We start from the raw sequence: 26,312 nt of genomic DNA on the forward strand, positions 1-26,312 counted from the left end.
GCCCATCCTTCCGGATCGATTATTTTAACTTCGTATAGTAGTCGTCGGTGTAGTCTTTGCTCGGCTCCCAATTCGGGAACGTAAAATCGTTCAAGCTGACGTCCGCGCCGCTCTTCTTCACTTTGTCGATCGCTTCCTGGAGACCGGCGTTCAGCTTGTTGTTGTAATCTTTCAACACCGTCTCGACGTTGTTCTTATCCTCGAGCAGCAGCATGACGAGCAGATCGCCGAATATCGGCTTCACCTTCGACTGCCTCATCTCGCCCAACTCCGCGACGACCGTCGCCGTGTTCGGATTGCGCTTCGTCATGCTCGGGCCGAGCCTCATCGAGTTCAGGTGCAGGTTATAGAACGTCTGGAATTCCGGATAAGGATACAGCGATTTGTCTTTATTCAGCTCGTCGATCGGAGTCATGCTGACGCCGCTTTGGATCGTGTTCGTGAAAAACTGCTTCGAAGCGAACGCCTCGTCGATGAACTTTCCGGCCGCTTCCGGATGCTTGGAGTGGGATGATATCATATACCCGCTTCTACTTGCGAGCGAATACCCGTAAAACGGTTCTTTGCCGTCCTGCTGCGGTACCGGAGACATATCGAACTCAGCCTTCGGAACGTCGCGCTTTACTTGCCACATCCGGTATCTGGCGTCGATGAAAAATGCCGCTTTGTTTTCCCCGAACAGCACCGTTGCCTCCGGCGCTTTCAGCGAATACGAGGAAGGCAGTATCGATCCATCCTTCTTCATCGCCTGCAGCAGCTTGACGGCATCGATCCATTCCTTCGAATCGAAAACGTACTTCCCGGTTTTCAAGTTGAAGCCTGGCAAGTCGCCGTGCGTCGGAATCGAACCGGCCGTCAGCCCCATCACAATTTGATCGAGCGGCGTCGGCTCTCCCCCGGGGAAGATGAGACCGTACACGTCGCCCTTCCCCTTCTGGGTAATCACCTTCGACATTTCTCTCAGCTCGTCCCATGTTTTGGGCGGCTTGTTTGGGTCCAGACCGGCGTCCTTCATCACTTTTTTGTTGTAATACAGCATCGAACGAAGGTTTTGACCCCCTAGCGGCCAGCTGTATGCCTTGCCGTCGAACACGTTCACGCCGTCTTCGAAGGAGCCTTGCGTGAACCGGTCCTTGAAGCCTTTGGACACATACTCGTCGATCGGCTTGGCCCAGCCGTTCTTGACGATTTGTCGCAAATCCATCCCCTGCGGAGTAAGGAAGATGTCAGGCAGGTCTTTACCGGCTATCGCCGCCTGTATGGCGGTGCTGTACTGCGAGCTCGGCATATACTGGACGACGACGTTGATTTTACCCTTGTTCTTCTCGTTGAACTCCTTGACGACTTTCATGCCCGGACTGTCATCGCCTTTGAAAAAATCGCTGAAGCCGGCTACTTTAATCGTGACTTCCTCTTTCTTGTCCGCTGCCTGGCCCTTGTCCCCGCCGCCGGATGTGCACCCGGACAGCGCTACGGACACGGCCAAAGCTCCGATCATGAACCAACGTTTCAAACCGATCCCCCCTGAAATCAATATTGATATGCAACTTCAGTTTCAGTGTAACCGCTGTCATTGCGGGCGAAAAAGAAGTCATAACTTACATCGGGGGGGCATTTTTTTACGTATGGGCCGCAGCTCTCCGTTCACTTGGCCATTTCCGCCGCTATCGCCTTATTGATTGCGTCATCCATATTGCGCAGGGCGGTATTGACATCTTTCTGACCTGAAAGAACGTTGTTGAACTCGTCGTTGACGAACGAAGTAACCGGAACCGTTACCAGCTTCGGATCGCGCGGAGGAGACGGCTTGACATGCTTATTCGCGTAAAGTGCCTCGACGTGCTTTCCTTTGATTTTGTCGAAGCTTTCGCCGTACGCTTTCCGGATGTCCGGATTAGTCAGGACCGTCGCTTTGCCTGCCTTGCTCGCCGCCATCTGCATCTCTTCCGACAGTACGAAATCGATGACGCGGAACGCTTCCTGCTTATGCTTGCTCGAGCTCATGATGTAGTAAAACCGCGGATTCGTCTGAAAGTTGATGCCCGGCGCTTCTTTCATTGTCGGCATCGATACCATATCCCAGCGGGTGAAATCGTCCGGGAAGCTTTCGATTGCCGCGGTTACGTCGGCATGCATCGCCGACACGCGCGTCCCCGTGAACGCCTGCACCTCTTTGACCCGGCTCAGCTTCTCCAGCTTGGCGTTCATCGGCAGCAAATAAAACCGCGTCAGCGTCGTAAAGATCGACTTCCAGGCGTCCGTGTTGACGGCCGCCTTGTTCTCCGTCAGATGAAAGTACGGAGCGCCCAACTGATTGTTGTCGAGCAAGTACGGGAAATTCATCGTTATGCCGCGATACTGCACTCCATCCTGATACCGGGTCAGCCGCTTCGCCAATTCATATGCGTCGTCCCACGTCATGTCGTCCTTCGGGTAAGCGACACCGAACTTGTCGAAGATGTCTTTGTTGTAAAACAATACCGGTGTAAATGCGGTGACGGGAAGGCCGTAATACGTGCCCCCGTAGGTGGCGGAGGCGCTTTTGATCACATCCATATAGGCGGGATCGATCCGGTTCAGATCGAACTTGTTCGTCTTGACCAGTTCGGCCAAATCGTAATGCAAATTCAGCTTCACCAGCTGATTGTCCAAAGCGGAAGTACCCTGATAATAAATGTCCGGAGTTTCCTTCGCTACGACCAAATCCTGGATCTCTTTGCCGCTGTCCGCGCCTTGGAACTCGAACGAAATGTAAGGATACTTTTGTTTGACTTTATCGGCGATTTCCGTCTTGAACCGCTGTGCGTAATCTTTGTCCCCGGTATAAAACCGCAGCGTAACCGGTTCCTGCTTCTCCTTCGGAGCATTTTTACCGGCATCGTTGCCCGCCGCCGGTTCGCCACTACTGCCGCAGCCAGCCGCCATTGCCGCGACAATCGCCAGCGGAACCGCCGCGCCGGCCCATCTTCGGATTCGGATTCCCATCGTGCCATCCTCCCGTCTCATCATCGATATTCCGGTTGCGCCGCTCGCTTATTTCGATTTCAGCTCGGCCATCTTCTTTACCGCCTTATCTTGCGCCTCACGCAGCGCCGTGTTGACGTCTTTGCCGTTCTGGGCCATATCCTTGGCGGCTTCTTGAACGATTTTCTTCAGCTCCACGTCGTAATCGGTCAATACAGTGCCGGGCGCCTGCTTCAGCTTGAAGACGGCCTGAACGTTTTTCCCTTGGAAGCTTTTCAGCTCGGATGCGAATTGCTTCTTAATATTCTCGTCGTTCAGCACGGTCAAACGTCCCTTTTTGTTCAAGGCGGTTTGCACTTCGTCCGAGACGAGAGTCTCGATGACGCGGAACGCGGCATCTTTGTTCGGGCTTTTCGGGAAAACCATAAAGACGGGCATGTTCGCCGGTCTGCCGTAATCGGGCCGATCCGCGAAGACGGGCTGCGTCACGAGATCCCAATTCAGCTGTACCCCTTGCTGGGCGGTTTCTTCCAACGTGCCGAGCACCCCGTTGCCCCAGGTCGGCAGCATGGCCAAGTTCCGGTCTTTCACGAATGCATTGCGGCCATAGTCAAACTTCGCTTTGTCACCGATATAGCCGGGTACTTCATAAAACTGCTTGAGCAGCGAGAACAGCTTCTGATAGCCGTCCGTATTAATGACCGGCTTCTCCTGTTTCTCGTCGACGTATGGCAGCGAATATTGCTCCTTCATCTGATCCACGGGCCCCGGATCGATGCCGATATAAGAGATTCCTTTCTCCTTCCGGGTCAGCTTCTTGCCCAGATCAAGCATCTCGTTCCACGTCATCTTGTCCTTCGGATACGATACGCCGAATTGATCGAAAATGTCTTTGTTGTACGCGGTCATGCCGTAGTTCATCGAGAACGGAATCGCGAACAGCTGGCTTTTCGTACCGAACTGTCTAATCGCATCCATCGCGCCGGGATCGAACTTGCTTACGTTCATTTTCGTCTTCTGCACCATTTCGCTTAAATCCATATTCATCCCGAGCTGGTTGAACATGCCGATGTAAATGTTGCTGACCAGCAAAATATCCGGGTACGTGCCCGTTGCCATCAACTTCTCGGGCGTATTCTCATCGCCGTTCCGGTTGATCAGCGTGAACGAGATGTGCGGATATTTGCGCTGAACCGGTTCAACAAAGTATTGCTGAAATTCGGCGTCGGTCAAGCTTGAGCTGTACGTGTAGACGATCAGTTTCACCGGAGCTTGAGGGGCTTCCGTCTGTTTCTTGCCTTCGCTGCCGCTCGTTTGTCCTCCCGAGCAGCCTGCAAGCAGGGCGGTAATCGACATAGACAGTATGGCCAGCTTCCATCGTTTTCTCATCTTTCGTTCCCCCTATATTCGATTAATACCAATTCCGTAGTATCGCCGTTACGGCAGACGAATTCGATAATCGTGGAGCTGTCGCCGTATTCCGCGATCACAGCCGGAAACTCTCCTTTGGTTTGCTCCCGGATCTTCCATTTTCCTTGCAGCTCGATCGTCACTTTCTCCGCCTTGCTCTCGGTCCACGCGACATGATCTTCCATGCGCTGGTTCGGTTTTCTAGGCAGACGCAGATCGGGATCGGCTACGCTTACGACGAGACTTCCCGCCCTCTCCTTAACGAAGGCTGTAATCGGTGCGCTCGTCTTGCTCAACAAACCCTCTGCCAAATCCGCCGTCTCGTCGAAGACGGCATATCCCGTGGCCCGCATTCCCGCATGCTCCACGATGTGAGCTTTGCCATTATTGCTAACGACCTTGTAAGGAGGATTACTTGCAAATTCGGCTAATTTGTCGGGCGTTGTCTGAATCAATATGGCGTATTCGTACTCGGCGCCATGAGGCTGCAGTCCATGATCGATCCAAGCCGTCGTATAGCTGCCTGTCGTCTCATGAACCCCTCGATGATCGATCGATTGCTGTATATCCCGCTCGATATGGAGCCCCCGGGGATCTGGGACTATGTAGCCGTTTCCGTAAGGGTCGGTGAACCAGACCGGGCCTGACTTCTCGTTTTGCCATATATACGGAAATTGATTAATCGGGATAGATTGCACTTCGATCGGCATGCGCGGCTCGGGCATATAGGATTGGAACAAGGTCGTCTCCGTCCGATGCTCGTCGTCTTCGTTACAAATGTTCGTACCGAGCGCCACAATCTGGCTGCCGAAATAAAAATACGATTTAACGGCGCGGAAGCTCGGGTCGAAAACGGTGTCATGCAGCTTCATGGCGAATATTCCGTCCCGATCCTCGCTCGTCACGCCGCCGACGAACGATTCGTCGCTGAACGAACGGGTATTTTCATTGAACATGCCGTTCTCCGACCCGTTCTTGCCGACCTTCATCTCTTCAAGCGGCACCCGCTTCGCCGTCGTTCCGGGCCAGCGGCGCCAATCCCAGCCGTGATCGAGTGCATATCCGCTGTCCACCGCATTGATCGGGCTGCCGGCCGACAAAATTTGCATCGCTCCATAGCTGATATATCGCCCGTATACGTTCTCGCCTTCGGTGAACTTGTGAACCGATTCCGTATTTCGGCGCCCGTGCGCTTCGAAGTCGAACACATATTGGCTCCAGCCCTTCGTCGATACCATCCAGTCTTCCCGCCGCAGCACCGCGAGTGCAGAGGAAGGCTTAACCCAACAACCGTTCGGGCTGTCCTCCGCCAGGTGACCCTGATCCGCGAGCTGCAGCATGAGCTGCACGCCTCCGAGCGTATCGATATATTGCACGCTGTCGGAGCTCGCTTCGGGAAACAGCTTTTCCTTCAAATAGTCGGACTCCGGCTCCCACAATCGCATGAATACGGCCGCCATCTCCCGGTCGATCGGATCTCCGGCCAGCGCCATGTAGGCGTATGCGGGCAATATTTCGTTCGTAATCCCTCCCTTGGTCGGGAATCTTCCGCCTATTCCGACGGGAACGTCATATTTGTTCGTTACGGTTCTCAAGGTAAGCAGCGATTGCCTCAAGTTGTCGACGGATTGTGCGGATAAAGCGAACGGCGTTCCGTGCAGCAAATACACGATCAGGGCGGCGGTATGGTAAGCGTTAGGCGCATAGGCGCTCATATACACCCCACGATGATGGAAGCCCATATAATCGTGCTTGATCGTACCCGCGAATCCCGGAGCGACGGCCAGTGCATGATTCATCCAAGCGAGCAGTCCCTGCATATGCCTTACTTTCTCGGGCGTGTCGTCCATCGCCAGAACAACTTGCAGCTTGTAGACGAACCGGGTGCGCACCTCGTCTGCGGTCGTTTCCAAATAATCGACGCCGGGTGTCCCGTACGTTTTGCCCATGTTCAGAAACCAGTGCGCCGTCGCCATCTCCCGCTCCAGCCGGCCTGTCTCGCGGAGATGCTCGCGCATTAGGAAGAAGGCGAAAAAGTATCCGTTATTCCGGTTCGTTTCATGATCGAGCGTCTCCAGCCCGCTGCCGGCAGCCCAGCCCTGATCGTGGAAATGATCGAACAGCTCGAGCGCCTTTTGCTTGCTTTCGATGCTGCCGTTGATTTTGTAATCGAACACTAGCGGCAAGAAAATTTTGCGGGATACGGTAGCGCCGAACTCGGGTCCGTGAGCGGAGCGGCTCGAGAACAAGGGGACGCCTGTAATGTAACCGTTATCATCCCGCTTCAACCGAAGCTCGTCATAGTTTCTCAGCCCTTGCCGGACAAACGTCTGCAAAGCTTCATGCCGTATTTGCAGCGGTTCTCTGGATAAATCCGGGTTTACCCCGTATACCCAATCTTCCATTCTCCGGGCGATCGTCGCAAACGCCTGAACCTGCTCGGGCGATATCGTCTCGGGAAGCGGAAGCTGCGGACTTTGCCGGCTGAAGTGGAAGGAACGGTCCCATGATCCGCCTTTGCCTTTGTTCGTCTTCTGGCGAAGGAACGGAATCTGGTAATCGGAAGAACGCGATGCCGGGATGTGATCGACAAATTCGACTACATCGAAGAACACGGCGCCTTCATCCCGATCGGCGGGCGGTGTTATCTCCATCGTGTCCAGCGCCGTATCGGTACTCCAGAGAGACTCCTTTCCGCTCCCTCCATCTTCACGGAAATGAATATTGATGCCGCGCCAGCCGGTAAAATGGGTGCGGATCTCGAATTCGCACCGCGGGTGGCCGTTTTCCAATTCCTTTGCGCTCCCCAGACGGAATGTAAGCGCTCCCTCAATTGCCGACTCCATGTAGATCCATATTCGCATGCCGCCGTTTCTGCTGCGTCCGGCCTGTTCCAAGAAGCGGGGCTTGCTCGCGACAAGCTTGCTATTGCGGCCCCATTGCCATTTCAGCGACTGCCTCCCGTGCTTGTAATGTACGCCGGATATACTAAGCGCGCCTTCACCTTTCGCTTGCCATGCAGCCGGTACGTCTTCTCCCTCAAACGATTCCGCCCGGTCGAAGGTGCCGTCGTCGGCAATGCCTTGATTCCGGTTAGTCTCGTCTTCTCGCCGCACTAGCTCATTTTCCATTTGCTTCATTCCCCCTTGGATCTCTTTGGTCAGCCGGTACATCCGGAACACAAAAAGAAACACCGTCCGCAATTGGATGCGAAATACCGGTGTCTCCGATTGGTTCGGTCGACGCTCGCACGAATCCGATAAGATCGATGCGAATGATTTGACTACTATGTAGTAGCACCCCGATAGTTCCGCGATATGACAGCTGCTCTCACCGTTCATTACCAACGCTAATTACGCTTCAAGTCACTAAGGTGCATCTCTTTCTAATCATTAGCATAATATCGGGAGTATACTTCTGTCAATATTTAAATTAAGTTTAAGTAAAAGAATGAGGTCTTCGTGAAAACTATCGTTCATTAAGTTCTTTTTCCTGGATGTTAGGTTAGTTGTCGTCAAATGGTATAAAGTTCCATCGCCCGATTTCCGCCTCTCAAAATGAGCCAATTATGGCTGTTTGGACAATTACAAGCGATTGCAGCCTCCATTTTCATTAGAATAACGACGTATCTTTAAACTTTACGAAAGAATTGCGACAATAGCCTGCAATTGCTGCGTGTAGGATGCCTGCACAGTACGGCCCGCCTATTAGAGATAAAGCGCTCGCCTTACTTATGTCTATAATAAAATTAACTTTTGAAATGAAGCGCTTGCACGACGAAGCTAAAGAGCGGCTTGAAGCATGAATACGCTTCATTTGCCATAATGGCGATTTCGGTAGAGATGATTGTACCAATATGGCAAAAAGCGGCTGCAGCCGATACCCCTGGACCGACGATTTCCATAAACAAAAAAAAGGCCGACCTATGCCAGGCCGGCCGTTGCTTGTATTCGCTTTGCGATTCCATGATTACGCCTTGCGCGCGAGCAGCGCAACGATCTCTTCGTGTCCTTTGCGTTTCGCCCATGCAACCGGATGCGCCCAAGCCGTATCCGAAGGCAAGCTCGGGTCGGCCCCATGCTCCAGCAAAAACCGGACCATCTCCGTTTGACCGAACTTCGCCGCCCATCCGAGCGGAGTCGAATCGTATTCCGCCTCGACCGCATGGAGATCGGCTCCATACTTCAGCAGCAGCCTCGCGAACGGGACGTTGCCGAGCCATGCCGCTTTATGGAGATACGTAACGCCGAGCCAGTTCGCGTTGTTCGGGTCGGCTCCCGAATCAAGCAAATAGCTTACCATGTCCATCCCGGTATCGACGGCATAGCCGATATAGTTGTTCGCGTACCATGGTGCATTCAAATCCGCTCCGCTGCGGATCAGCATTTTGACAATGTCCATATGCCCGTATCCTGCCGCCATGCAGAGCGGTCCGTAATCGCCGCCCTCATTTACCGAAGAAGGAGAGCCTTTAATAATTTCGGCAGCCAAATCGATTCGCCCGGTCCAGCAAGCCAAATCCAACGTCATCGAAGCTCCGTACGAATAGAGCAAGCTGACCATTTCATGATAGCCCTTCTTTATCGCTAGGCCTAACGGGCTTGCCCCCGCCTCCACGGAGCCGTTCGGATCCGCGCCTTGCTCAAGCAGCAGTTTGACGCACTCCATATGCCCGTCCATAACGGCGCCCCATAGCGCACTTCCGCGCGCCGCCCCCCTTTCATCCATGTTCGGGTCGGCCCCGTGCGCCAGCAGCAGCTTGACCGCAGCCGTATGCCCTTGCCTGGCCGCGTAGCTCAGCGGTCTTTTGTCCACGCTATTTTTCCGGTTCACGAGTGACGGGTCTTCCCTCAGCAATGCGGCCATATGTTCAGAATCCCCTACGGCGGCGGCGGTCCATATGTCGTATACGCCGCTTCGGGCGACCACATATCCTTGCAGAAACCATTGATTGCGCAGCGCTTGCGGATTTAAGTCGCGATTGGCCCGGAACCAATAATCGCCTTCGACGGCAAGCTGATGCGGCGTCGCGCCGTCCGCTCTCGCGGCTTGAAAGTCCGCTCCGCGTCGGAGCAATTCGTCAATGAGCCCGATTTGCCTGGTAAGGACCGCCCAGTGCAGCGGTGTGTTGCCGCGTTCATCGCCGCTATGAATCAAATCCGGGCGGTTGTCCAATTCGTTCAGCGCCTTGTCTGGCAGGCCAGCTTTGATCAGCTCCGCGATACCGCTTCCGGCCGGCGACGTCTGATAGTTTCGCGACAGGTGCTCCTCCAGCATACGCGCGATGGCTACATATTCCCGATCTTGAGCTTTGGTTAGAGGCGTGTCTTGCCACCCTAACGTTTTCTCGGTCGCATCCGCCCCATAGCGAAGCAGCAGTTTGACTGCATCGGAATGTCCGAACCTGACGGCAAAATGCAAAGGCGTGTAATATCCCCATGAACAATTGGCCAGACCGGGATTCTGACTCAGCAACTGCTCCAGCGCCGCACTGTCTCCGCTGATGGAGCCGGCAAACGTATTCCAAGCGTCGTCACCATGTTCGATGCGTAATGCTTCCGGCACGATCGGCTTGTTTCCGTTTACCCCGGATCGTTCGTTGCGATTGTGGGTCACCTCGTTCATCCTTTCCTGTTATTAGTAATAACTATAACGATTATTGTTTTTATATATTTGACCAATAAACAATAGGAACGTACTATATATTTACAATCATAGTGGAAATGAAGGAGAAATGATATGATGTCTATTTATGATTTTCAAGTAAACGCCATGAGCGGAAAGTGCGTCGAATTGTCCAGCCACAGCGGTAAAGTTCTGCTCCTTGTCAATACGGCCAGCAGGTGCAGCTATTCCCGACAGTTCGCCGAGCTCCAGAATCTTTATGATAAGTACCGCGAGCAAGGCTTTGAAATTCTCGGCTTTCCTTGCAATCAATTCAACGGGAAAGAACCCGGGAGCAATTCGGAAGTTCAAAATTATTGTGAAAGCACCTTCGGAGTGACGTTTCCTTTATTCGAGAAAGTAGATGTCCAAGGATCATCCGCTCATCCTTTGTTTCAATATCTCGTGCGGCAAGCTCCGTTTCGAGGCTTCGATATCGAGTCGCCGAACGGACTATGGATGCAAAGCTTTCTGCAGGAAAAGCATCCGGACCTATACGCCGGTGACGGGATCAAGTGGAATTTCTCCAAATTTTTGATAGACCGGGACGGCCAAGTATACGATAGATACGAAACGACGACGGAACCATCGGAGATAGAACCATATATCAGGTCACTGCTTTCGGTAAAATGACGCAAAGAAACAGGCCGCAGTGTTCCAGCAGCCTGTCTCATAAAGCTATGATCACGAAACTTTACTTCTTGGTTTCCTCGCTAAGCAGCTTATTGATTTCCGTCTCCGCGTTTCTCATGATCGTATTCAGATCACCTTTGCCGTCGACGTAGTCGTCCGTCGCTCTGGAATAAATCGGCGATATTTTTGATTCGAGCGGGCTTTTCCACGACATCGGAGAGAAGCCGTTCTTAATAATAGACTTGAGGTTTTTACCCGAAATGCTGCTTTTCGTGCCGAAAGCGTTAATAATTTTGTCGTTCAGGACAACCGGAATGATCGCTCTCTCCGAATAGGCGAGCTGCACTTCCTCCGTCAGCATATGCTTGAGCACTTCCATCGCCTCGTCCTTGAATTTGCTCGTGGACGTAATGCCGAACAGCGTCGGAATCGGCTGCGGTCCTTTGTTCGCCGATTCTTTGTAGATCGGATACGTAACCATATCCCAGTTGATCGCGGACATGTCCGTATTTTGGAACAAGTTGGCCAAGGCGTCGAGCATCCCCGTGTTTTGCTCTTTAAGAAATTCGTTCGTATATATTTTTTTCTTGTCCGCCGTTTCCCGCATCTGGAGTATTTTATCGAACACGATCTTCCAACGCTCGTCGGATACGATAGTCGCCTTGTTCGTCTTCTGATCGACGTGCGGAAGCGCGATCGAGGAAGAGATCATATGGTTTGCATACACGTAACCGATTCCGTAGTAAGTCGTACCCCCGTCCACCCGCTTCAACTTCTTGGCCACTTCCAGCACTTGATCCCAGTTCATGCCGTCTTGGGGGTAGCTCACGCCGAATTTATCGAATAGCAATTTATTGTAATACAAAGCGCCGGTGTTGGAAATAAGCGGCAGCGCATAGAGCTTGTTCTCGTCGGACAAAGTGCGGATGGAGTCCATCGTCGCTTTGTCGATAGCGCTTACATTTACACCATGCTTTTTATTCAGCTCATTCATATCGAGCTCGAGCTTGAATTCTTTCATCCGCCCGATCGTCGTGCTTGCCGCTCCCCAAAAGACGTCGATTTGCTGTCCGGCCGCAACCAGTTCCGGCAGCGACGTCCCCGCACCGGTCGGAATGTATTTGATTTTGTAATCCGGGAACTTCTTCCTCATCGTATCGCCGAACCGTTCGTTAAACGCTTCGACGGTCCATCCTGAGTCGGAAGCAAATACGAGCTCGACGTTCTCTTTCTTGACCGGCTGCTGCTGGGCGGACTTATCGGACGCGTTTTCTTTCTCCGCGTTCGGACCGCAAGCCGTCAATAAGGCGATTGCCGCCACTATAGAAGCTGCCGTCAACGGCCTTGCGATGCGGCTATAATGGATTTCTTTTCGATGGTTCAAAACAAATCGGCCCCCTTTTGCCTGTTTCTTCTTACGTTTTCGGATTTACTAGTATGTCGTCTTGCTTGATCTAATAGTAAGACGTTTATCATTCGAATCAAATGCAGGAAATGATGATTTAGATACACTTTTTTGCAGGGCATCTGCGATTTCGAAAGACAAGAACGGCAGCGAATCCATTCTTTTCGACATAAACGGACTCCGTCTAACGAAAGATGTAGAATCTAGCAACCTGCGAGGAGTACTTATATGAGATACGTCACGGAAACAAGATTGAAACTGCTCGAAGATTTATGCCATTCGATTCCCGATCGGAAAGACAGAAGCTATGCGCTTCATCTGTTGGATTCGATCCGTGCCGATATCGACAATAATTACGCGGAAATTCAAAGACCGATTCAGGTAAGCGGAATGAGCAGATGGTCGGACGCAAGGAACATAACCGATTAAGAGTTTGTCGCGGCAAAAAAAAAGAAAAGCTGCCGGTCGGCAGCTTCGGATGGTGGGTATAAGATCATTCAGCGTAGTCTTGCCTATTATTGCGACTCCTCTTCCTTCTCCAGCAGCATTAAATATTGCTCGTAGTTCAGCGTAAAGCCCGCTTCCTCCAGCGCCCGGATCGGTTCGGGATTCGCCATGGACAAATCTCCTGTCTTACGGACACAGGGCACGTCGTACGGGCCGTACAGCTCCGTTAGCAGCAGTCTGAACAACGTATCCCGGTCGCTACGTTCAGGGCTTACCTCGCATTGGCGGAGCATAACGGACTGCAGCTGCCCGTCCGCCTTGCGGGAGCGTTGGAACAAGGCGTACGCAATAGCTTTGTCCTCCGCGTCGTATACGATCAACGATTCGCCCCTCTTCATATAATGCCACATGCACCCCCAAGCGACTTTATCGCGATAGAACGGTAGCCGGGCTACATCCGCGGGCACCCCGTATTGAAGACGAACTCCTTCGGGTGTTTTCCCGCTTAAAAAAGGCGCTGTCAGCGCTTCCTCCCGGGTCATGCCGACGATGCGGTCCGCGATACGGAACCCGCCTTTCACGTATGCGGTAACAGCAGGCTTGTTTTTGGCTACAACTTCCAAAACCGCCCGGTCCACTTCCTGCTCCCGGATGACACGCTGCGCTTCCTGCATCATCAGCTTGGCCAGCCCATAACCGCGATATTCCGGGAATACGCCGGTTCCCCCGTTCCATGCCAGCTTCTTGCCATCGACCGTTTTGATCGCGATAAAGACAAACCCTACCGGCTTCTCGTTCACGTAGCCGACGATCGACAGCTCGGGCCGGATCCCTTCCGAACCGAAGCCGTCCAGCAGCCGGTCCAACGCTCCCGGTGCCGGAGCGGCGGCTTGCGGAAAGTTCGGATAATGCTTCCTCATCTCGTCGTGGTATCCTTCGAACCCTCTCTGTCTCAGCTCCAAAGCTTGCTCGAACGTGCACTGGTGCAGCCTTCCCAACCGGATGACCGGATTGTCCATATGAACGTGACCGCCTTTCGCCCCTTTGATAAATACAGAAAATTTCCCCATTATGTCCAATAAACATCTGTCTTGTCTAGCATACCATCTGCATGGCGTGCTGTTAACTCCATAGAAAGAAAAAAAGTCGGAGGCTGGAACGCCACCGACTCTCCTTCTCATCCGATCAGTCCGGCCCATTTCTCCAAGGTCGATCGAACATCGATTCCATCCGTAATCATCAGCTTCAAATCCTGATTGACGATCTGCCGGTTCGCATTCCATTTCTGGCTTAAGTAGAAGCCGCTTTTCGTCGCTTTATCCAGCTCCCCGAGCGCGCACGCCATGAATGGAGATATATCCGAGCCTAACCTGCGGGCAAGCGGCTTCGTAGGCGGGAGCTGGCTGAGCGGTCTGCCGGATGGCGGGACGGACAGCTCCTTGAGCAGCTCCCACGCGGCATCGGGATGCTCGCATCCGGACGATATCCCGTATCCGCCCATGTACATCATGTTCGTATCCCGTCCATTGGCCTTGCACGGCAGTCCGACTGCCCCGTATTCGCCGGCATGGTTGTGTAAGACGTGCGGGATGCACCACGAGAAATCGAAATTCATGGCAAACCGTTCGCTGAAAGCATTTTCCCTTACCTCGCCCGGCATTGGCACGATCTTGTGCACCCGGAACCAGTCGACGATTTCCTGCAGCGCCGCAGCTGTCTCCGGACTATTCAGATACCCTTGCGCAGTGGATCCGTCCGCAGATAAGTATGCGCCGCCGCCGCGCAGCACGAACGGTTCGAACCATTCGATGTCGATATGGAGGCGGAACCCATACCGGCCTTCTCCCGTTAGTTGAAGCGCCGTTTCCCTGAACTGTTCTATCGTCCAGCTGCCATCCGGCTCCGGTATGCCCACCTCTGCGAACGCTTTTTTCCGGAATAAAATGAACGGAACATGAATATCGATCGGAAGCGCAGCAAGTTCGCCGTTCGCCGACGGTCCTTCCAGCGCCCCTCGATAAAAATCGTCCTGCGAAAGCCCGTTATCGCGCTGAAGGAAAGGAAGCAAATCGACAACAAATCCATCGCGTAAATACGGGCCGAACACGCTCTCCGACATTTGGACGAGGTCTCCCGGCTCTCCGCTCTTCAATCGGTTCAGCACTTCATAGTTTCCGTTCGCTTGCTCTATATGTACTTGAACATCGCTTCGCTTTGATTCGAATTGCGCGACACTGGCGAGCAGCGCCTTCAATCCTTCGCCGTTTGCTTGAGTGACAATAGTCAGTTGTACGTTATTCATCGTATCGGATCCCCTTATGACGGATAATGGATTCATTCGTTTTGCAAACCTTTTCGAGCAAACCTATCGCTTGCCGCTCCGAATCGTGGGCTTGTTGCAGAAGCCCGATCGTTCTCCCGATGACCGGCTCCGACCAGCTCCCGACGGAATGATCGTCGAACGGGCAAAGCGAGCTTGCCTCGGCAAGAAGCTTCGCAGATAGATCATAGTGCTCCGCCGCCTTCCCCAGCTCCTCTTCCCAGCTGCCCGGCAATTCGAGCGAACGGATATACCGTCCGGCATATGCTCTTGCATTGGCATATACATGAGTCAAATACCGGTGTCCGTATGCGTTGGCGAGCCGCGGACCCGACTCCAGATGGCCGACCCAACATTCGTACGCGCCAATTCCCATCGTATAGGAGCTGTAGCTGTTGTCTCCCCGGAAGCCATCCCCTTCTTCGGCATACATAACGATGCTCCGGATCGCCTCGCACGGATCCGTCTTGGTCGGCTGGCGGTTCGTTTTTCTCGCGGAACACAAAAACCGGAGAGGCGAGGCGGCCAATTGCTCGTAAGTCAGCGTTTTCCTGTAAGGCGGGAGTACATCCGTCAATTCCACTGTGCAGCTATAATCGTCGTACCCGTATATTAAATTCCATTCATGTACGTACGGCCGATTCACGTATGTGTCGAAGAATAGCACCGGACTTCCGCAATCGATAGCTCGGCGCACGAAGCCGATGATCTCCTCCGCGTCGAACGGTACGACATCATACAGCATGGCGACCGAATGGAGCGGGATCGGAGAGCCTTCGAGCTGTCCGCACAGAAAGTCGGGCTCGTATCCATGCTCCATGAGCAATCGGTTTAGTTCTTGCTTCCAATCGAACACGAACGCCCCGTCCGCATAAGTCGTTTTGCGAGATATTTTCAACCGAAAGGCGAATCCGCTGCGGCCCATCCAATCGGTAATGTCCGTATTCTCTCCCCTGCTTCGCAGCAGTTTACGAGTACGGTCGACAAACGTCGCCGCGGCTTCCGGTCTGCCCACCGGAGCGGCAAGCACCCTTCTCCTGCTGGATGAACGGAAGCCGCTTGAAGCGAAATCTTCGCGCCGGTTGACAGCCGCATCCCGAAGCTTCTTCTTGGAACGGCTCAAGTAAGTATGTACGCTGCCTGCGGTCGTATTGAACATGGAGGAGACTTCTTCCGCCGAACAGTTCATAAAGAAATACGCTTCGAACATGCCTCGCTCCCGTTCGTTCAAGCAATGGAGCAGAGAGCGGATAAACCGGACCGATTCTTTTCTGAGAAGCGTTTCTATCGGCTCTAGCTCCAAACCTCGCTTCTGCTCGGATGTATCCAGCCGATTCAGCAGCTTTTCCAGCATGTCCCCGTCATGACCCGTTGAATACCGCTCGCCTGAAGTTCCAAAACTGGCAAACGGCTTCTCGCGGCGGTACGGTCCCCCGCGCCTCAACTTCATATTGGCTTCATTCCGGGCAATTTGCTTCAACCAGCCCAGAAAACGATTCGGCTCGACCAGTTGACCGACGTGCAGAAAAGCTTTGATCAACGCCTCCTGAACGATATCTTCGGCCAGCCAGTCGTCCCGCGTCATGGACTTGACCGATTGCAGCGTCTTCTCCCGATGCCTCCGAATCAGGACTCCAAACGCCTCCGTATCTCCGGAAAGCGCCCTGTCCGCCATTTCCCCATCGTCCGGTTCCCTCGCGCTCGGCCATTGCCGCTCGATCCTCAACATGCGCACCCCTTTCCGATTCGCGACATACTATTAGATGCCAAAAGCGGGTTCGCTCGCAACAACGGTCGAACATTTTTTTCGATATGATGCCATTTTATAACTATTTTCGTTGCAGGAACATGTCAAATAACCGGCCCGTCTGCGCGAGATGGGCCGGCTGATTGTCCGCTATAGTTTTTTCGGCGTGTCCGCCCTCCCTCATGGGTTTAACGTGTAATTGCATCGGCTTCTTTCAATAAGAAAAACGTCTATCGACGTAATTCAAGGATGAGCGACCGCGATTTAGAGGAAGTTATGGAACGCCCCCGTCGCAAAGTTAATATAGATATCTGAAGCCGCTCCACAGCCGTAAGCCCGATTTCTTATCGCCGTCGATTTTAAATGCTCGCTCTGTATACTCGGATCCGCTCCAGCTTAAGCTTCTGGCGGGTCCGGGAAATCGTCTTGTAGATGCTGGCCGTCGACGTATCGAACATCCGGGCGATTTCCCTAGGCGACAAATGTTTGAAGTAATAGGCTTCGAATATCGCTCTCTCGCGACGGCTTAAGCAGCCGAACAGACCGATTACCGTTTCCAGCGTCTCTTTGCGCAGCACATATTGCTCCGGATTGCCGTGAATCGACGGATCGGAAGTATCCCGGGTCATGCCGGCAAGCATGTTCTCCGTGATTTCCCATTCGACCTGGTCCGGCCGGATTACCGTCACGAGGCTCGTGAAGGGCCGCTCATTCCGATAAGGGCCCCCGCGTCTAAGCTTCATCATCGCTTGGTTGCGTACAATCCGATGCAGCCACGGCACGAATCGGCCGATATCCACCAAAGAACTTAGGTGCATGAACGCCAGAAGCAGCGCTTCCTGAACGATATCGTCGGCCATATAAGGGTCCAGAGTCATTCTCGATGCCCATCCGTGCGCTTTGGGCCGATGCCGTCGCACAAGTTCGCCGAAAGCGTCGTGATCGCCTTGGCGGGACCGTTCGACTAATCGGGCATCTGTCTCATTGTGCGGGTCGGAGCGACCCCATTGTCGAAGCAAAGCTTCCTTCACCGTTTGACTCCTTTGTTTGCCGGCATGGACCGCATCCTGCGCAAGCATCCGGACCGGCGCCGTTTTGTCAAAATACGGATTTATTTCGTGCCATAGTCGTTAATTTCAATTTTTCTTCCGTCCGGATCGTAGAAAGCGATCTCCTTGCCACAGCCGCCGCGGTCTTTGATTCCATCAGCAGCGAATTCGACGCCTCTATCTCTCATCCGTTCCGCAATCTCTTCGATATCCTTCACCTGAAACATCAGTATAGCGTGGTTATGCCCACGAATGTTGTTGAAATTCATAGAAAACTTATCGTTGGATTGTACGAAAAAAATCGAGGCTCCGCCAGGAATATCGTCGGACATTTTCAACACTACGAGATCCGCATGAGGATCCAGCGGGGCAAAATCGGCCGCTTCCATATCAAATAATTCGGCGTACCATTTTGCCGTTGTGTAAGGGTGCTTGGCCGGCAAATAAATGCACGGCAAATTCAGCAGCTTAGGTCCCCGCTTCGTTTCATGGAGAACATCCGCATCGGTCATCTTCATTTCTCCCATCCCAATCGCGTTATAGTTCGGAATAATTTACATTTTGGAATAAACCCGTTCCATAAAAAATGTTCAACCCTAACAACCCGCTGCGATAGGTCCCGTCATGAGCGTCAATCACCATACGCCCATCCAAATAAACTTTGATATTGTCGCCGCTAACCGAAACTTTAAGATGATAGTACGTATTGCGTTTGATTTCCGTATGCGCCACTCGGATATCTTTGCCCGGTCTCCATAGCTTGACAAATCCCGAAATGTCGATATTGGCACAGTAAAACCCCGAGGCGTTCGGAGCCGATCTGAATACTAATGCCGCGGCTATGCCGGCCTCGATGCATACGTCCGCTTCGTATGTAAAATCAGCTGCTTCATTCGACGATAACATAAAGCAATCTCCGGAACCGACTCCGATAAGGCCGATATAGTCTTCCGACCAATCCCCGTTTACCGGCTTCAAGTTGTTGAGGTTCGTCCGCAGGTTAGGCACTACGCATCGGACCGTACAGGACGCTGCAATCTTGCCGGAATCGTCCTTGCATGTAATCGTAGCGATCCCTTGCTTTAATGCCGTCACCGTAATTTGTTCGTCCGTTGTACGATCGATATGTAAAGTTTTCTCGTCGGAAACGCTCCACACAATCTTATAAGGCCGTGCCGTATGCGGGAAGAAGCGGCTTTCAAGCGTAAAGCTCTCGTTCGGCTTCACAAACACATTGTTTTTGTCAAGCAGCAGTGCCAGAGGCGTCACGCTACCGTTATCGCGTCCCCACTTCGATACGTTCAATTGCTTCACCGTGACGGCCGACCCCCACGCCGAACAAATGCCGACCAGAGATTCGGGAGCTTTCGGCAAGCCGGATTTTAACACTTTCATATAGGGCTCGTCTTCGCTGAACGCCCTTACTTCCCCATCAACCAGCAGCAGCATGTAATCGACGTCCAAAATCCAGCTGATGCGAACAAACTCATTCACGGGAACTTTGCCTTTACCGCCGACACCGTATGAAAACCCGAGCATCGGATCATGGATGCGCAGCTCGCCGGTTATGCATTCCCAATTCAATATCACTTGTCCGCTACCGAATTTGATGCGGATATTCGTTGAATTCGTTTTGGCCGTCAAATCGATTCGCGCCGGAATTGAAACCGCTTCCGGAAAAACGGCAACGCCAGTATCATCAGGGCAAACGATCGTTAAGAAACCTTCATCCGTTCTCGACATCGTAATGTTTCCGAATGGTATTAGCTGGTCAAGGTTACTTTGAACTTCATTCAACGAAATCCCTCATTTCTTTGGTTAATATTTCTATTATACCAAACATATGTTCGTTAGGAAAGTGCTGGGAAATATTTTTTTATCGAAGCTTTTCTTCTGATTCGGGTTCTTAAACTGCCGGTTGAGTAGAAAAACAAACCTCCATTACCAATAGCAGGGATAACCCTTATAATAGGTAATACTACCAACGACAAGGAGGTTGTTCCATAAGTGGTTGACCCATGCAAGGTTGGCGCCATTATACATGAATACCGGTTGAAAAAAAATTGGACGCAGGAGCAGCTCGGCAGCTGTCTCGGAGTATCGGCGCAAGCCGTATCGAAATGGGAGAAAGGCGATTCGCTGCCGGATATCTCCCTGTTGCCCTGCATGGCCAAGGAGCTGGGCTTTACGATCGATTATTTACTGGGGAACAAAGGAAGTTTGCAGCATTTGCTGCCGCAGATCGAAGCGGAGCTTCCCAAGCTGAAAGAAGAAGACCGGATCGATTTCTTGGGTCAAATCATATATTCCTTGAAGCCTCGGAACTATCGCCAGCCAAAGGGCAGAGAAATAGAGGATACTCCTTACTTAAGCATGGATTACCGTAGCGTGACTTGTTGGGTGAAACAGAAAGCCGTACTGATCGCAACCGAAACGTATTTGCAGCAATCCAAAGCGGCTCTCGCGAAAGACACGGATTTCCCTTTGAATGTCATACCTGCGGATCTTCTTCGGCTGCTTGCTGCACTCATACCGGATAAACTGGCAAATCCTCAAGATCATGCGATACCGGAAAGCAAACTGCGTGCCGTATTGCCGGAAGACTTCGATTTTCAAGGAACGATGGAGCCTTGTATCGAGCTGGGGTTTGCCGAGCGCATCCGAGGCGGGTACAGACTTAACTTAAAAGCAAATTTTGCCATGAGAACGTTCTCGCTTATGAATCTTATGCTCAACGGACATTCGGCAACTTCTGTGGCGTTACCTGCAAAAGAATAGAAGAAACCAGATCGTGCCGCGTCATAACAAGAAGATGAGAAGGAGTGCAACCGCCATATGAAAAAAAACAGGTGGTGCCGTGCATTAGGTATTGGAGCAGCTGTATGGTTGGCGCTGACGGGATGCCAGAGCAAAACAGCACAGACGACGGCGCCTCCACAGGAAAATGCGAAGAAAGTCGTAAGGATCATGTACTTTAGCGAGCAGCAATTCATGAAGGAATACGGAGATTCGTTCAAAAGTCATTATCCGAATGTCGAAATTCAGATCATTCCGATGATGCTATTCAGCGGCGGAAAAACGACGAACGTGACCGACTCCGCAATATTGGAACAAAAGCCCGACCTCGTTTACGGTTCCGGCATCATTCGGGAGCTGAATAAGACCGGGAAGCTGATCGAATTGACTCACCTTATGAAGCAAGACCGTATCGAACAAAGCCAGTTTTCCGCCAGCGCCCTGGAAGTAATCCGTAATTTGGGTGACGGCAAGCTCGTAGCCCTTTCTCCTACTTTTCAAACCGTAGCCTTGTATTATAACAAAGATTTGTTCGACCGGCTTCGTATTGCGTATCCGTCCAATGACATGAGCTGGAGCGGAATGCTGCAGTTGTCGAAAACAATCGCCAAGGCCGATAACAAAGAAAGGCCATTGTTCGGACTGGATCTGGACCACTATTTACCGCACCGATTTTTTATCGATCGATATGTGGACGGAGTCGGAATATCGGCTTATAGCGATGATATGCGCGAGGTGAAGTATACATCCGAGGCTTATCGTTCGGCGTTCGAGGAAGTAATCGGCGCCTTTGGCAGCGCGATTTATCTTCCGCCCGAGAAGCGGGAACCATCAAAATCGAAAGCGGAATCATTGCTCAAAAGCAAATTTATCGCCGGGGAAGCGGCCATGGCGATCGCGCCTCCCAGTCTCATATTGAGTTTGAAGGAGGCAGCTTCTCTCGGAATTCCGTCATTTTCTTGGGACATCGTCACCGCACCAAGCCACCCGCAAAAACCGGGCCAATCTTCCGATGTTTTCGCGGCTGACCTATTCGCTATCATGTCCGACTCCCCCAATAAAGAAGCCGCCTGGGAGTTTTTGAAATATATAACCGGTCCGGCCATGGCTGCCGAGTTGGAGAGAACGAAGCCTAAAACGTTATCGATTCGACTAGATGCCGCGAAGACGATGGACGGCCGCAAGCTGGACCCTTTCTATGCGCTCCGACCGATTCCGTTTGGCCAAAGTCCCTTTACACAGCAGCTGTACGAACAAATTTTATCGATCAGAACTGAAGAGTTGACCGATATGATCTACGGCCGGAAAAGGATTGCGGGCGGCTTGAAGTCGATGCAAACTCGTGTGCAACTCGCACTCGATCGGGAATTTGGCGGTAAAACCGAAAAATGATGAGCGGACTAGCCGGTTGCGCGAAACAACCGGCTTTTTATATCCTACAGCCAACCTGTCAAGTATGCATCGACTCCTCGAATCCGGCGGCAACGATTGTGACAAGGATTCCGTCTTGAACCTCTTTCTCGATAACCGTTCCAAACAGGATGTTTGCCCCTGCCTTCGATTTTGCCCGCACGGTCTCCGCTATTAACTTCGCTTCCGATAACGTCAAATCATTCGAACCGGTAATGTTTAAAATAATGCTGTCGGCCTGGCCGATTCCGGATTGGAAGCCGGAGCTGCTGGCAACAGCATATTCTACGGCGCGCTTCGCCCGGTCTTTCCCTGAAGCTTTGCCGATACCGAAATAGGCCGCCCCCTTTTCCCGAACCAACAACTTGATATGCTCAAGATCGATACGGATGATTTCCCCTGTAAGCAGCGATGATAGGCAAGTCACGGCGTGCTTAAAAAATTCGTCCGTAGACACTGTCGACCGGTTAGGTACTTGCAGCATCATATCCACGTTATCGTTAAGAGTAGTCCTATCTTGTTCCGACTCTAAACGAATGGCCCTATCCATAATGCCGATCGTAAGTATACCCATTCTACGCGCCTCGCCGGCAATGGTTGCCGCTGCCGCTAGAACCGAACGGTCTTCTCCCGGCGCAGTTACCAGAAACAACATATCGCTGCCTTTCAACGCGTCGTTTAGCTCAGAGCCTATGACGGCAGACCGGATTTTTCTATTTGTTTTTGCGGCGGCAAGCGATTGCTCGTCGCAATCCACGTAAAGAATGTCCACCTTCGCCCCGTTATCCGCAATTTCATTAATGGCATTAATTACACGTTCGCCAACCCCGACAACCTTGATCGGCAAACTAACGTCGGATACGATATCGATCTCATCCCTTCTGCTTAACATGACTCCCCTGATCGAGTCGATCGCGCCAAGGTCACTTGCGCCGGCGGCTTCTATGGCAGAAACGACGGATTCCAGCAGTTCTTTCTTGAGAAGCATCTGTTGCAGCTCGGCATCAAGCGATGATTGCCGCTCCCTTACTTTGGCAAGAATCGAGGCTCGCCCGTCATCTGCAAGTGCCGCTCTAATCGATTGCAACGAAAATCCCAAGTTCTTCAAAAATAAGATCAGCTGCAGCTTGTCCATCTCGTCACGTCCATAGTAGCGGTAGTTGGACTCGGACGTTTTGGCAGGCTTCAGAATACCTACTTCTTCATAGTATCTGATCGTTCTGATCGATACGCCGATATTGGTGGATAGCTGGCCGATGCTTATTAAGCTTTCCATAGTCGATTGCTCCTCCTTTCGTTGCTTCGGCTACGCAAATTATAAGGTCTTCCGCCACGGAAGAGTCAAGGCGGCTCTATTATTTAATGGAGTTAACCTTTATCGATGCAAAAAAGAACCGCCATTCGGCGGTTCAGGATATCGCTTGAAAACTAGAACACCTCAAGACGAGTCAACGGAATCCGGAACTTGGCTCCGGCGGCGACATCATAAACGTACCCTTTGCTTAGGTCGTTCCGATCGGCGTATGCGCGGATCAACGTCAAGTCTCCGATATCCAGCTTATATCGGTTGTCGCCGAGCTCGGTCACGCCCTTGATCGGATATGAGGCATTGCGTACGCCGTCGTTCTCAACAAATATGGTTTTGCCGATCCATTCGGAAGGTTGTGTCCCTCTCGCTTCCATCCTGACGGTCAGCTCATTTTGCACCGACAACGTCTCGGTGAAGCTCATTAGGGTCCCGGTCAACGAGCCGATTGCCGGTTCGGTTGGCGTATCGATCCGGGCTAATACGGAGCCGTCGTGCAAATAAACGGAGACCGGCTGACCGTCTTTTTCCGAAAATACACCGAAGAAGCCCTGGAACCGCAGCTTGTCGTCTACCGTGTACGTAATATCCGGAGTAATCGAGTTGACTACATAGTCCACACGGCCGTTAGCCAATTTCACCTTGATTGCGCATGCCTCGCTGCCGGATACGACCGCATCGCCGGCTTTCATGACGGCCGGTTCGATCGAAGCAACGAATCTGCGGCCTTTGTACGGCTCGATGACGGAAGCGAACAAACTGTCCAGCTTCGTTCCTTCGCGATGAGCGATCAAGTAGCGAAGCGATTTCGGATTGCCCGGCTTGTTCTGAGGGGGGATTCCGTCCGCCAAGGCCACATCCGATAGTTCTCCCAGCATCGTGATCCGCAAATGTACATCCGTATCCGAGCCGGCTCCTCCGCCGTAAATGTTCCAAGTATCCTTGACGCTCCAGTCCGCGCTGAACTGCGGTGCGGTACCGGTGCTGCGCAATACGTTTCTCAAATAATGGAAACCGCTGCCGTTATAGCTGTTGCCTTCCACGTCATCCGACCGCTGACCATAGGCAATATCCGGACCGGCATAGGTCCCGGTCGGTTGCTCGAACAGTTCAAGCCCTTTCGTCTCGACCGTGCCTTCCGCACCGTGAAAGCTGAAATAATGGTCTTCCCCACCCTTTACCCGGAAGAAGTCCACGGCGTACGAATCGGATTCATCGACGCGAATCATCGCGGTCGTACGCTTGTACAGCTCCGTTTGCGGATACACTTTAGGCGCTTCCGCATCCATCAACTTGACTAGCTCCGTATCGTCGAAATGCCGCGGCTCGGCTACCCATTGCGGCTCCTGCTTGCGCTTGTCGACGACGACCGTATTGTGGCTGATCGTATTGATGACCCAATGCGCCCGGTGCATATCGAAGATGTCGGCAAACTCCGGATAGCCGAGATCCGGTGTCAGATCGAGACCGAATGCATGCATGCCGATATTAAGAGTATCTCTGTGTCCGTGTCCCGTATTGCGGCCGTAGTACATCCACAAGTCGCGCTGCGTCCGCTCCCGGGATTGACCGTCGCGCAGCGCGACAAACCCGTAACCGGTCAAATTGCAGCTCTTCAGGTCAAGCGGTCCGTATTCCGCAATAACCCAGCTTACCCGATCGGCAATCTGATCCGGCTCGGACGAGAACACGTCGAGATGCAAGCTTTCCGCCTTGTTGCCGTTTAGAAAATAAGCGAGCTGTGCATAGATCGGGTCGCCGAATTTGTCGAACGCTTTCACCATGTCGGGCAAGGCGACTTGCATGTACGGATTTCCGGCAGCCGCGGTGTCCCCGATGTTAACCGTGTATATATCGCTCAGAATAAGCGGATAAAAGGCCGAGAACATTTTGCGAAGCTTGGCGTTCTTGTACAGATCCGCCCCCGGATACAAATCGTACCCATCCAGTATATCCGCCGTCAGCTGATGCATTTTAAGCCATATTCCGTTATAGCCCGGAGATGCCTCGTTGCCGTTGCCGTCGCGATCGACATCGCACACCAAAGAGTTCAGTACGTTCCCGCCCGTCACCGCAAAAGGGTTCCTCGCCAAACCGCCGGTTTGAAACACGAAGTCGAGCCATTCCTTCGTGGCCGGCAGTGTATCGTAGACGACAGCGGCCATGGCTAGAGCACTCTGATGCATCCCGTCATTGCCGCATATTTGTGCGGCTTTGACCGCCGGATATATTTGCAAAATAATGCCTTCCTCCACATTTCTGCGAATATCCGCTCCGCTGCTCTTCGGATTGGCCAGCCGATGCTTCCGGGCTTTCGCTTCCAGAAACTGTACGACAGCCGGTTCGTCCATAGCCGGGAAGAAAGCGTCATACGCGCTGATGAACGTTTTGACCATGGAGGTTTCCCATATCGAGCCGATAACCTTGCCGGTATTTTTGCGCCCGTCCGAATTCAGATACACGCTCCGGTCATAGGCGGATATATCCATTTCCGGGTATAAATCGGCGATCCGGTCAAGGATTACGATTCCGGCCTGCGCATACTTCAACGTGCCTGTATACAAGTAAGCGTCCCGGAATGCGGCCAAAGCCCCTTCGACTATGCTTGCTGGGCTGTACCATACATACCAGTGCAAATAATACGATACAAATGTATAGAGGTCGCCTTTTTCATCTTTCCAGCCGAAGCCGTCGTCGACGCCCCAAGTCGGTCCTTTGTCCGGATAGAGCGTATTGACAAGCAAGCTGCGATCGGCCAGCTCCGTGCGGAAAACTCCGTGCCCATCCAGACCGCTGCGGTAATAGGCTCCGAAATCGTTGGTCGGAAACGTATAGCCGCTGCTCGGATCGACGATTTTCCAAGGGGTTTGAATCGGATCGGCCTTGTACGGGTAATTGCCGAACCGGTCAACGTCGCGACCGGTGATGGGACTGCCGAGCACCTGATTGACGCCGTAGCTTCGGGGCAGCGTTTGTGCCGTAACCGATTCCCACAGGAAGTCCAGTCCGTTTGCGAGACATTTGTCCGCTTTGTTCACCGCCGCATCGCTCAAGCTTTTCGCCCAATCGAATTTCAGGACGTTTTGCCTCGCTGCCGCTACTTTTTGTGGCGTATAGTAGGTTGCTCTCGTCTTCTGATTCATCATGCTCCGGTCCTGCGA

18 protein-coding genes are annotated in these 26,312 nt (G+C 52.5%); 4 read left to right on the forward strand and 14 right to left on the reverse strand.

Going from position 1 to position 26,312, the window contains the following annotated elements:
• Window positions 1–19: 19 nt before the first annotated feature.
• From FE783_RS10755 to FE783_RS10775, 5 genes are all read right to left on the reverse strand, one after another.
• Window positions 20–1,513 (reverse strand): ABC transporter substrate-binding protein, encoded by a 1,494-nt coding sequence (locus tag FE783_RS10755; RefSeq protein WP_238402987.1) that lies wholly within the window; start codon window positions 1,511–1,513, stop codon window positions 20–22.
• 131 nt (window positions 1,514–1,644) lie between these two features.
• Window positions 1,645–2,985 carry an ABC transporter substrate-binding protein gene (locus FE783_RS10760; protein ID WP_158301723.1) on the reverse strand — a complete coding sequence of 447 codons (1,341 nt, stop codon included), beginning with the start codon at window positions 2,983–2,985 and terminating at the stop codon, window positions 1,645–1,647.
• Between the two features lie 48 nt (window positions 2,986–3,033).
• Window positions 3,034–4,353, reverse strand: a complete 1,320-nt coding sequence (locus FE783_RS10765) for an ABC transporter substrate-binding protein (RefSeq protein WP_138879352.1) — start codon at window positions 4,351–4,353, stop codon at window positions 3,034–3,036.
• A complete protein-coding gene (locus FE783_RS10770) occupies window positions 4,350–7,505 on the reverse strand; it encodes a chondroitinase family polysaccharide lyase (protein ID WP_158301724.1) in 3,156 nt (1,051 codons plus the stop codon). Before FE783_RS10770 ends, FE783_RS10765 begins: the two co-directional genes overlap by 4 nt.
• A gap of 838 nt (window positions 7,506–8,343) precedes the next feature.
• Window positions 8,344–9,990: an ankyrin repeat domain-containing protein gene (locus FE783_RS10775; protein ID WP_158301725.1), complete on the reverse strand. Its 1,647-nt coding sequence runs from the start codon at window positions 9,988–9,990 to the stop codon at window positions 8,344–8,346.
• Window positions 9,991–10,116: 126 nt separating this feature from the next.
• On the opposite strand from FE783_RS10775, the gene FE783_RS10780 reads away from it, so the two are divergent.
• Window positions 10,117–10,671, forward strand: a complete 555-nt coding sequence (locus tag FE783_RS10780; RefSeq protein WP_138879672.1) for a glutathione peroxidase — start codon at window positions 10,117–10,119, stop codon at window positions 10,669–10,671.
• Between the two features lie 61 nt (window positions 10,672–10,732).
• On the opposite strand, the gene FE783_RS10785 is transcribed toward FE783_RS10780, so the two are convergent.
• Window positions 10,733–12,055 (reverse strand): ABC transporter substrate-binding protein, encoded by a 1,323-nt coding sequence (locus tag FE783_RS10785; protein ID WP_138879355.1) that lies wholly within the window; start codon window positions 12,053–12,055, stop codon window positions 10,733–10,735.
• Window positions 12,056–12,304: 249 nt separating this feature from the next.
• On the opposite strand from FE783_RS10785, the gene FE783_RS10790 reads away from it, so the two are divergent.
• Window positions 12,305–12,505 carry a hypothetical protein gene (locus tag FE783_RS10790; protein ID WP_138879356.1) on the forward strand — a complete coding sequence of 67 codons (201 nt, stop codon included), beginning with the start codon at window positions 12,305–12,307 and terminating at the stop codon, window positions 12,503–12,505.
• An 86-nt stretch (window positions 12,506–12,591) separates the two neighbouring features.
• Here the strand turns inward: FE783_RS10790 and FE783_RS10795 are convergent, their stop codons facing one another.
• The 6 genes from FE783_RS10795 to FE783_RS10820 all read right to left on the reverse strand — a co-directional run bounded on the left by FE783_RS10795 (window position 12,592) and on the right by FE783_RS10820 (window position 19,382).
• Window positions 12,592–13,542 carry a GNAT family N-acetyltransferase gene (locus FE783_RS10795; protein ID WP_158301726.1) on the reverse strand — a complete coding sequence of 317 codons (951 nt, stop codon included), beginning with the start codon at window positions 13,540–13,542 and terminating at the stop codon, window positions 12,592–12,594.
• A 158-nt stretch (window positions 13,543–13,700) separates the two neighbouring features.
• Window positions 13,701–14,825 carry an extracellular solute-binding protein gene (locus FE783_RS10800; RefSeq protein ID WP_158301727.1) on the reverse strand — a complete coding sequence of 375 codons (1,125 nt, stop codon included), beginning with the start codon at window positions 14,823–14,825 and terminating at the stop codon, window positions 13,701–13,703.
• Window positions 14,818–16,572, reverse strand: a complete 1,755-nt coding sequence (locus FE783_RS10805; RefSeq protein ID WP_138879359.1) for an RNA polymerase sigma factor — start codon at window positions 16,570–16,572, stop codon at window positions 14,818–14,820. Before FE783_RS10805 ends, FE783_RS10800 begins: the two co-directional genes overlap by 8 nt.
• Before the next feature lie 377 nt (window positions 16,573–16,949).
• On the reverse strand, window positions 16,950–17,621 hold the full coding sequence (locus FE783_RS10810; RefSeq protein WP_158301728.1) for an RNA polymerase sigma factor: 672 nt from the start codon (window positions 17,619–17,621) through the stop codon (window positions 16,950–16,952).
• Window positions 17,622–17,701: 80 nt separating this feature from the next.
• The gene (locus FE783_RS10815; RefSeq protein ID WP_158301729.1) at window positions 17,702–18,151 is read right to left on the reverse strand and encodes a VOC family protein; all 450 of its coding nucleotides are present in this window, start codon (window positions 18,149–18,151) and stop codon (window positions 17,702–17,704) included.
• Between the two features lie 25 nt (window positions 18,152–18,176).
• The gene (locus tag FE783_RS10820; RefSeq protein ID WP_138879362.1) at window positions 18,177–19,382 is read right to left on the reverse strand and encodes an Ig-like domain-containing protein; all 1,206 of its coding nucleotides are present in this window, start codon (window positions 19,380–19,382) and stop codon (window positions 18,177–18,179) included.
• Window positions 19,383–19,646: 264 nt separating this feature from the next.
• On the opposite strand from FE783_RS10820, the gene FE783_RS10825 reads away from it, so the two are divergent.
• Together FE783_RS10825 and FE783_RS10830 are read left to right on the forward strand one after the other, a co-directional pair.
• Entirely contained in the window at window positions 19,647–20,417 is a 771-nt protein-coding gene (locus tag FE783_RS10825) for a helix-turn-helix domain-containing protein (RefSeq protein ID WP_138879363.1), read from the forward strand.
• Between the two features lie 57 nt (window positions 20,418–20,474).
• The gene (locus tag FE783_RS10830; RefSeq protein WP_138879364.1) at window positions 20,475–21,827 is read left to right on the forward strand and encodes an ABC transporter substrate-binding protein; all 1,353 of its coding nucleotides are present in this window, start codon (window positions 20,475–20,477) and stop codon (window positions 21,825–21,827) included.
• Window positions 21,828–21,885: 58 nt separating this feature from the next.
• Here the strand turns inward: FE783_RS10830 and FE783_RS10835 are convergent, their stop codons facing one another.
• Both FE783_RS10835 and FE783_RS10840 read right to left on the reverse strand, forming a co-directional pair.
• Window positions 21,886–23,121 (reverse strand): MerR family transcriptional regulator, encoded by a 1,236-nt coding sequence (locus tag FE783_RS10835; protein ID WP_138879365.1) that lies wholly within the window; start codon window positions 23,119–23,121, stop codon window positions 21,886–21,888.
• A gap of 152 nt (window positions 23,122–23,273) precedes the next feature.
• Window positions 23,274–26,297 carry a heparinase II/III domain-containing protein gene (locus FE783_RS10840; protein ID WP_138879366.1) on the reverse strand — a complete coding sequence of 1,008 codons (3,024 nt, stop codon included), beginning with the start codon at window positions 26,295–26,297 and terminating at the stop codon, window positions 23,274–23,276.
• Window positions 26,298–26,312: the final 15 nt, after the last annotated feature.

Origin of the sequence: Paenibacillus mesophilus, from assembly GCF_005938385.1 — a bacterium.
Lineage (GTDB): Bacteria > Bacillota > Bacilli > Paenibacillales > NBRC-103111 > Paenibacillus_AB > Paenibacillus_AB mesophilus.

Coding starts and splice junctions, on each gene's coding strand:
- FE783_RS10760 (WP_158301723.1), bottom strand. CDS start 2,985: ATGGGAATCCGAATCCGAAGATGGGCCGGCGCGGCGGTTCCGCTGGCG.
- FE783_RS10765 (WP_138879352.1), bottom strand. CDS start 4,353: ATGAGAAAACGATGGAAGCTGGCCATACTGTCTATGTCGATTACCGCC.
- FE783_RS10770 (WP_158301724.1), bottom strand. CDS start 7,505: ATGGAAAATGAGCTAGTGCGGCGAGAAGACGAGACTAACCGGAATCAA.
- FE783_RS10780 (WP_138879672.1), top strand. CDS start 10,117: ATGTCTATTTATGATTTTCAAGTAAACGCCATGAGCGGAAAGTGCGTC.
- FE783_RS10790 (WP_138879356.1), top strand. CDS start 12,305: ATGAGATACGTCACGGAAACAAGATTGAAACTGCTCGAAGATTTATGC.
- FE783_RS10795 (WP_158301726.1), bottom strand. CDS start 13,542: ATGGACAATCCGGTCATCCGGTTGGGAAGGCTGCACCAGTGCACGTTC.
- FE783_RS10800 (WP_158301727.1), bottom strand. CDS start 14,825: ATGAATAACGTACAACTGACTATTGTCACTCAAGCAAACGGCGAAGGA.
- FE783_RS10805 (WP_138879359.1), bottom strand. CDS start 16,572: ATGTTGAGGATCGAGCGGCAATGGCCGAGCGCGAGGGAACCGGACGAT.
- FE783_RS10815 (WP_158301729.1), bottom strand. CDS start 18,151: ATGACCGATGCGGATGTTCTCCATGAAACGAAGCGGGGACCTAAGCTG.
- FE783_RS10820 (WP_138879362.1), bottom strand. CDS start 19,382: ATGTCGAGAACGGATGAAGGTTTCTTAACGATCGTTTGCCCTGATGAT.
- FE783_RS10830 (WP_138879364.1), top strand. CDS start 20,475: ATGAAAAAAAACAGGTGGTGCCGTGCATTAGGTATTGGAGCAGCTGTA.
- FE783_RS10835 (WP_138879365.1), bottom strand. CDS start 23,121: ATGGAAAGCTTAATAAGCATCGGCCAGCTATCCACCAATATCGGCGTA.
- FE783_RS10840 (WP_138879366.1), bottom strand. CDS start 26,297: ATGATGAATCAGAAGACGAGAGCAACCTACTATACGCCACAAAAAGTA.